Below are 7952 nucleotides of genomic sequence, written 5' to 3'. Positions count from 1 at the left end.
GTGGACGCAGGCGTCCCGACTCACGGGCGGCCAGGCGCCTCGTTCAGGCGACCATCATGAGCAGCATCGCGGACATCGTGGCCCCCATGCCGATGTGTGCGGTCAAGGCCGCGGCTGGTGAGGTACCCGGTGCGCGGCGACGACGCCGGTTTTGAGCAGCCGCATGCGGGCGGCGCCTGTCGCCCGTCGGCCGGGCCCTGTCCCACACGGAGATGGCCAGGGACGCCAAGAACACGACCACCGCGTCCGGCAGGGCCAGGAGGTGGTGAACCCAGCGGCTGCGGCCACCGCGGCGACCCGTTGCCGCCCCGGTGGTTCGGCCGGCGACCCGTAACCGCGTCCACACGGACGCGACGATGGAGAGCAGAAAATACAACGCGAGTCCGGCCAGGACCAGCCGCCACATGGTGGAGGAGCCGGAGGAGGCGGCCTGAGTGCCGGCGGAGGCCATGCCGTGCCCGGTCATCTCCGTCGGGGCGGTCTCCATGGAGTGACCCATCCCGCCTGAGTGATCCATTCCTGCCATCCCGGCTGTGTCCGTCGCCTCGGAAGCGTCTCCCGTGTTCGTCGCCCCTCCGTGCCCATGACCGTGCCCGTGCCCGGACATGCCCAGTGCGAGGACGGGCCCCGAGTTCGTGCCGGGCATGGCGAGCGTCATGAGCACCATGGCGGCACTGCCGATGATGTGGTGCACCCAGTGGCGGCCGTGTCGCCAGCCGAGCCGGAGCGTGTGGCGTACGGACAGCGCTGTTCCGCCCAGGCCGACGACGGCGAATACCGCGATCCACAAGACGCTGTGGTCCCCGAATGTGGCGGCAGTGGCAGGCAGGAACATGGCGGCCATGCCGCCGGCCATGATCAGGTCGCCGCAAGCGGCGAAGCGGGCCTCTCTGCCGTCGGCCGCCGCCAGCCGGGCCAGGCTCACCATGGCGACGAGTACGGAGACCGTCACGAGCGACCAGGTCAGGGCCGGACTTCCCATTGCTGCCCTCCGAATCGGCTCCACTACTGATGTCCTTAGTACGCAGTGGTGCGGCCGGGCGTTCAGGGGTCGAGGGTGATTCCGATGAAGGATCGGTACGGGAACCGGTGGGCGTGGGTACGTTGCTGTCCCGCTGTCTGGTGCCGGGCGGAGGGTGAAGATGTCGTCGGGCACACGTAGACGGGTCGGGGCTCGGCAACGCTCCGTTCGGCGCCCTGCTCGACGGCGGTCCAGGGCTCCCTCGCTCGGCTCCCCGTGCCCTTGAAGTCGGCTGCGGCAGACCCCTCCGGTGAATACTATGTATGTTCGTAGACCCGAGAGGTATTACCCCCGTGGGGTATATTGGCGTCGGTCCTCTCACGCGGAGCTCGTAAGGAAAGCGATGACGGTACGCGGAGCGTTCGCCTCGCGGACCGGCGCCTCGGGTGGCGTCGTCCGCTGGACGCGTGTTGCCGTCGTCGCGCTCGTCGCCGCGTTCGCCGTCCTGGTTCACCACGAGACGGCTGCCGCAGCCATGGCTTCGCCATCGTCCGCCACGCATGTGATGTCCGGGATGCCGGGCATGGCCGTAGCCGACAGTTCGATCGGCCAGGGCAGGAGTACAGAGGACATGGGCAGACCGGCGCACGCGCATGGGCATGGAAGTGGTGCTGCCCAGGCGGCGGAGCCGCCGTCCGCCGCACCGACCACGGCCGACACAAACGGCCCGGCCTGCTCCGGCATGGTCATGCAGCACTGCTCGACTGCGAGCTTCGAGACCGTGAATCTCCCGGCACCGACGGCGTCGTGGGTGCCGCGGGGCCTTGCTCCGTATGAAACGGTCACTGGTGGTTCGAAGGCCGCCGGGTCGGTGGGCCGAGCGCCCCCGGACCTTTCCCTTCTCTCTCAGCTGCGCATTTAGGCCGTGCCCAACCGCCTCCTCGCGGGTTTATCGCACCGAGGAGGCGTCCGAGTACGTCATCCGCCATGCGTAGACAGAGATCGAGGACAACCCAGGATGAACAGCATCAACCGCCGCTCCGTGCTGCTGGCCGGCCTCGGCGCCGCGGGCGCGGGCGCGCTCGCCGCCTGCACCAACAACTCCGGCAGTACCCCGGCTCTCGTGAGCCCCTCGGGCTCGGCGATCGCCGCCGCTGAAAAGAAGCGCCCGAGCACCGGCAAAGTGCGCAAGGTGACCCTGACCGCCGCGCCCGCCATGCTCGACCTGGGCGGCGGCGTCATGGCGAAGAGCTGGGCCTTCAGCGGCCAGACCCCCGGCAAGGAGATCCGGCTGGCAGTCGGCGACACACTGGCCGCCGAACTCTCCAACCAGCTGCCGAACAAGACCACCACGTCCATCCACTGGCACGGCCTGGCCCTGCGCAGTGACATGGACGGTGTGCCCCCGGTCACCCAGAACGCCGTCCGGGCGGGCAGCAACTTCACCTACCGCTTCCTCACCGACGCCCCCGGCACCTACTTCTTCCACCCGCACGTCGGCGTCCAGCTCGACCGGGGCCTGTACGCACCGCTGATCGTGGAGGACCCCAAGGAGCCGCTGTCGTACGACGACGAGTGGGTCGTCGTCCTGGACGACTGGGTCGACGGCGTCACCGGCACGCCGGACGAGGTCCTGGCCGAGCTGCGGAAGGGTATGGGCGGCATGGACATGGGCGACGACTCCGGCTCCGGCGGCGGGCACGGGGGACATGACATGGGCGACATGGAGGGCATGGACATGGGTGAGGACTCAGCGTCCCCTTCCGACCCGCCCTCGTCCGGCGGGATGTCCATGGAGTTCATGCTCATGGGTGCCGAGAGTGACCTGCTCGGCGGCGACGCCGGTGACGTCAAGTACCCGTACCACCTGATCAACGGACGCGTCCCCGCCGAGCCGGCCGTCTACAACGGCAAGCCCGGCAAGCGCGTACGACTGCGGATCATCAACGCGGGCGGCGACACGGCGTACCGGGTGGCGCTCGGCGGCCACAAGCTGACCATCACCCACACCGACGGCTTCCCGGTCGAGCACCAGCAGGTCGACGCCCTGCTGATCGGCATGGGGGAGCGGTACGACGTCCTCGTCACCCTCGGCGACGGGGTCTTTCCTCTGGTCGCGCTGGCCGAGGGCAAGGAGACCACCGGCATGGCCCTGATCCGCACGGGCGCCGGCAGCGCGCCGAAGGCCACGGTCCGCCCGAAGGAACTGGAGGGCAAGATCCTGACCGCGTCTCAGCTCAGCGCGGCGGACGACGTTCGGCTGCCGTCCAAGAAGGTGGACCGGGTGCACCGCGTAGAGCTGACCGGTGGCATGGACAAGTACGACTGGGCCATCAACGGCAAGCGCTACGACATGGAGGACCCGACCGTGAGCCCCCTCATGGTCGAGGAGGGACAGCGGGTACGGCTGGACTTCGTCAACACGACGGAGATGTGGCACCCGATGCACCTGCACGGTCACACCTACCAGCTCGGCTCCTCCGGCCCGCGCAAGGACACCTCGATCGTGCTGCCGAAGAAGAAACTGTCCGTCATGTTCGACGCCGACAATCCCGGCCAGTGGATGCTGCACTGCCACAACGCCTACCACGGCGAGGTCGGCATGATGGCGCTGGTGGCCTACGAGGCCTGACCCGCAGAGCTGGCCGGCGCCGCGGGCGCCCGTGTCCTGGCGTCGGCCGGCGCCTCCGTCGCGCCCCTTCCTGGCAGCGCCCTCGAGAGGGCATGTCGAAATAGGCACGCTGTCTGTGGGGTCAGGGGCGCGTGGCGGCGAAGTACGGCATGGAGTCGAGGGGTTCCCGCCGTGGCGGCCAGAACGGCGAGCCGAGGACGATTCGGTGGCTTCGGTCGGCAGTGGGACCCCGTCCTGGACCACTCCTCTGTTCACCCGCGCGGGGAGAGGCGCCGGTTCCCCGCGCAGTGCCGTGAGCTTCGAGCAAGTTCCGAGGGGCTGCTGATCAGCCGATACCGGGTAGGCAGCCGACCAGCAGGGGAATCACCGGCACCACCGCCGCGGCGGCGGCCACGGAGCCCCGCACCGCGATATGCGGACGCCGCTGCGGGGCGAGTACCCGACGCAGCCGGATGAGCGCGCTCGGACCGCCCACTGCGAACGCGCCTGCCGGGGCCTTGCCGGCGGCCATCTCGTACATCGCCGTGGCCAGTACCTCACGGGGCTGGCGGCGCAGCGCCCGGTCGTCGGCGATCATCTCCAGCAGTACGGCGGTCTGCTCCTTGGCGTGCCGCGCCAGCGGGAGCCGGCGGAAGACCCGGGCGAATGCCTGCGTCGCGGCCAGCGCCAGATGATGACGGCCCGCGATGTGTGCGCGCTCGTGCTCGAGCACGGCATCGAGCTGCTCGTCGGACAGCAGCCGCAGGGCGCCCGCGCTCACGACGATGCGTGGGTTGCGGCCGGGAAGGCTGTAGACGGCGGGCAGGTCGTGTTCGAGGATGGTCGCACAAAGCCGCGGCGCATGGCGGCCCACCAGGTCCAGTACCTCGCGATGGCGCGAGCGGGCGCGTCGGCCACGCAACACCTCGTAGACGAAGCAGCCGAGGACGAGGGCTACCACCGCGACCGGCAGAGCCGTCACGAGGCGGTCGGCGGTCGTGGGATCGGGGGCCGTGATGGCCGTGGTCAGGCCGCAGAAATGCAGCAGCCCGGTGAGTCCGGCGTGCAGATGCTCGGTGGGAGCGGCGAGGTGGTAGGCGGCCAGGGCCACCGCCACGGTGAACGACACGGACAGCCCGTGCCAGACGGCCACCGCCGGCCCAGGCGCGCGATGGGGCCAGGCGCTGCGCAGCAGCAGCCCGGGGGCGACGAAACCGACCGCTGCCGCGTAGCCGAGCAGCCCGGGAGCGGCGTTCACGAACGGTCCTGGCGCCCGGCAGCGCGCAGCGCCTTGCGCAGGGCGCTGAGCTCGTCCGCACCCAGCTGCTGCACGAAGTGAGTGAGGGCGACGGGGCGGTCCTCGCTCGTGCCGAGCCCGTCCTCCATCAGTGCGGCCGCGTACTCCTCACGGCTGCGCACGGGCGAGTACACCCAGGCGCGGCCTTGCTTGCCACGTAGCAGCCAGCCCTTGTTGTAGAGGATGTTGGCCACGGTCATCACCGTGGTGTACGCGAGCGGCCGTTCCTTGTTGATGTCGTCGACGACTTCCCGGACCGTCGCCGGACGCTTCCATCGCCACAGGCGGTCCATGATCTCCGCCTCGAGGTCCCCCAGCCGCCGCATGGCCATTCCCCTTCCGATGCACTACGCAGCCTCATAGTAGAACGCTTCTTCGGTGGCTCGATGCCTTGTCGCGGCTGGTGGGCCCTGGGTGTGCGCGGGGAACCGCCGACCGTGCGGTGCCAAGCACCGGCCTGCAAAGGGCAGTTGTCGGTTGGTCAGCTCGCCGAGCGAGTGCTCTGCGTCTCGGGTGATGCCGCGCACAGTGCCGCGGGGCCGGCAGCCCCGTTGGGCGCGAACCAGACGGGCCGGCTTGCCTCGGCACTCGCCGGGAAAGCGTCCGCCCCGGAACCGAGGAGCGGTGCCGGGGCGGAGGTGCCTCTGGGAGGGAGTGGCTCAGGACGCCGTGGCGCGGAAGCGGCGCAGGCGCAGGCTGTTGCCGACGACGAAGACCGATGAGAAGGCCATGGCGGCTCCGGCGATCATCGGGTTGAGCATCCCGGCGGCGGCAAGCGGCAGGGCGGCGATGTTGTAACCGAAGGCCCAGAACAGGTTGCCCTTGATCGTGCCCAGCGTGCGACGAGAGAGGCGGATGGCGTCGGCCGCCACTCGCAGATCGCCGCGTACGAGGGTGAGGTCGCCGGCCTCGATGGCCGCGTCGGTACCGGTGCCCATGGCCAGGCCGAGGTCGGCCTGGGCGAGGGCGGCGGCGTCGTTGACGCCGTCGCCGACCATCGCCACGATGCGGCCCTCGCTCTGGAGCCTCCTGACGACATCGACCTTGTCCTCGGGCATGACCTCGGCGATCACCTGTGCGGGGTCGATGCCGACCTCGGCGGCGACCGAACGTGCCACAGCCTCGTTGTCGCCGGTGAGCAGCACCGGAGTCAGTCCGAGGTCGCGCAGCCGCCGTATCGCCTCGGCGCTGGTCGGTTTGATGGCGTCGGCGACCTCCAGAACCGCACGGGCCTCGCCGTCCCAGGCCACCGCGATCGCCGTACGTCCCTTGCCCTCCGACTCCGCCTTCGCCGCAACCAGGTCCTGCGGCAGCCGCAGCGCCCACTCGGAAAGCAGCTTCTCGCGGCCGACGAGCACGGCGTGCCCGTCCACGACACCTTGGACGCCCAGCCCGGGTACGTTCGCGAAGTCCTCCGGCGCGGGCAGGTTGCCCACGCGCTCGGCTGCGCCCGCGGCGACGGCCTGGGCGATGGGGTGCTCGGAGGCGTGCTCCAGGGCTCCGGCCAGTCGCAGCACCTCGTCCTTGTCCTGGCCCTCGGCGACGTGAACGTCCAACAGGGTCATCTTGCCGGTGGTGACGGTGCCGGTCTTGTCCAGCACGATCGTGTCGACCCTGCGGGTGGACTCCAGGACCTCGGGGCCCTTGATGAGGATACCCAGCTGGGCGCCGCGCCCGGTACCGACGAGCAGGGCGGTCGGAGTGGCCAGGCCGAGGGCGCACGGGCAGGCGATGATCAGCACGGCGACCGCCGCGGTGAAGCCGGCCGTCCAGCTGTCGCCGTTGGCGATCCAGAAGCCCAGCGTGGCCACGGCGAGCAGGATGACGATCGGCACGAAGATTCCGGAGATACGGTCCGCCAGCCGCTGGGCAGCGGCCTTGCCGTTCTGTGCTTCCTCGACGAGCCTGGCCATGCGTGCGAGTTGGGTGTCGGCACCGATCCGGGTGGCGCGTACGACGAACCGCCCGCCGGCGTTGACGGTGGCACCCGTGACCGGGTCCCCGGCCGCGACCTCCACGGGCACGGACTCACCGGTGACCATGGAGGCGTCCACCGCCGAGCTGCCCTCCTCGATGACGCCGTCGGTGGCGATTTTCTCGCCGGGCCGGACCACGAATCGATCGTCGACCTTCAACTCACCGATCGGGACGCGGACCTCGCGGCCGTCGCGGAGCACCGTCACGTCCTTGGCGCCCAATTCCATCAGGGCCCGTAGCGCGGCCCCCGCCCGGCGCTTGGAGCGGGCCTCGAAGTACCGCCCGGCAAGGATCGCGGCGGTGACGCCGGCGGCGACCTCCAAGTAGATGTTGCTCGCGCCGTCGGTGCGGGAGATGGTCAGCTCGAACGGGTGGGTCATGCCGGGCATCCCGGCGTGACCGAAGAACAGTGCCCACAGCGACCAGAGGAACGCGGCGCCGGTGCCCAGCGATATCAGCGTGTCCATGGTGGCCGCGCCGTGGCGCAGGTTGGTCCAGGCGGCCTTGTGGAACGGCCAGGCCGCGTACACCACCACCGGGCCGGCCAGGGTCAAGGACAGCCACTGCCAGTTGGTGAACTGCAGCGCCGGGATCATGGCCATGGCGATCACCGGGACAGCCAGCACCACGGCGGTGATCAGACGCTGTCGCAGCGGTGCGAGTTCGTCCGCCTCGGCGGCGGATGGCCCACCATCGGCCGCGGGAGTCTCGATGACCGGGGGTGCGGGCACGGCGGCGGTGTAGCCAGTCTTCTCGACTGTCTCGATCAGGTCGGTCACGGACACCTCACCGGTGACGGTGACCTTGGCTTTCTCCGTGGCGTAATTGACCGTGGCCTCGACGCCGTCCATGCGGTTGAGCTTCTTCTCGATGCGGGCCGCGCACGAGGCGCAGGTCATTCCGCCGATGGCCAGTTCGACTTCGGTGCTGTCGCCTGTGGCGGTGGTCATCACTACTCCTGGGCTGGGGTGGGGCGTCAGAGGAGCGCGCCGGGGCCGTCCCTGGGGAACGGCCCTGTGCGCCTCGGCTCAGTGGTGGGCGGCGCTGGTCTCGGCCCGGCCGGCGAGTTCGTAGCCGGCCTCGTCCACCGCCGCGCGGACGCGGGC

6 protein-coding genes are annotated in these 7952 nt (G+C 70.2%); 1 reads left to right on the top strand and 5 read right to left on the bottom strand.

Annotation, left to right across the window (positions count from 1 at the left end; all coding sequences use genetic code 11):
- Positions 1-43: 43 nt before the first annotated feature.
- Positions 44-982 carry a DUF5134 domain-containing protein gene (locus STRIP9103_RS11240; RefSeq protein WP_052315562.1) on the bottom strand — a complete coding sequence of 313 codons (939 nt, stop codon included), beginning with the start codon at positions 980-982 and terminating at the stop codon, positions 44-46.
- A gap of 489 nt (positions 983-1471) precedes the next feature.
- A complete protein-coding gene (locus STRIP9103_RS52750) occupies positions 1472-1594 on the bottom strand; it encodes a hypothetical protein (protein WP_258539683.1) in 123 nt (40 codons plus the stop codon).
- 385 nt (positions 1595-1979) lie between these two features.
- Between STRIP9103_RS52750 and STRIP9103_RS11230 the strand changes: the two genes are divergently transcribed.
- On the top strand, positions 1980-3593 hold the full coding sequence (locus STRIP9103_RS11230; RefSeq protein ID WP_009308227.1) for a multicopper oxidase family protein: 1614 nt from the start codon (positions 1980-1982) through the stop codon (positions 3591-3593).
- A 325-nt stretch (positions 3594-3918) separates the two neighbouring features.
- Here STRIP9103_RS11230 and STRIP9103_RS11225 read toward each other — a convergent pair whose 3' ends face one another.
- The 3 genes from STRIP9103_RS11225 to STRIP9103_RS11215 form a co-directional block, all read right to left on the bottom strand.
- On the bottom strand, positions 3919-4830 hold the full coding sequence (locus tag STRIP9103_RS11225) for a M56 family metallopeptidase (RefSeq protein WP_009308221.1): 912 nt from the start codon (positions 4828-4830) through the stop codon (positions 3919-3921).
- Complete coding sequence (locus STRIP9103_RS11220; RefSeq protein ID WP_009308218.1) at positions 4827-5195, bottom strand: BlaI/MecI/CopY family transcriptional regulator; 369 nt, start codon at positions 5193-5195, stop codon at positions 4827-4829. Before STRIP9103_RS11220 ends, STRIP9103_RS11225 begins: the two co-directional genes overlap by 4 nt.
- 333 nt (positions 5196-5528) lie before the next feature.
- A complete protein-coding gene (locus STRIP9103_RS11215; RefSeq protein ID WP_009308225.1) occupies positions 5529-7796 on the bottom strand; it encodes a heavy metal translocating P-type ATPase in 2268 nt (755 codons plus the stop codon).
- Between the last annotated feature and the right edge of the window lie 156 nt (positions 7797-7952).

The sequence above is a fragment of the Streptomyces ipomoeae 91-03 genome (assembly GCF_000317595.1).
GTDB lineage: Bacteria > Actinomycetota > Actinomycetes > Streptomycetales > Streptomycetaceae > Streptomyces > Streptomyces ipomoeae.
The sequence above is the reverse complement of the archived record's forward strand: the minus strand, read 5'-3'. Positions and strand labels throughout refer to the sequence as shown.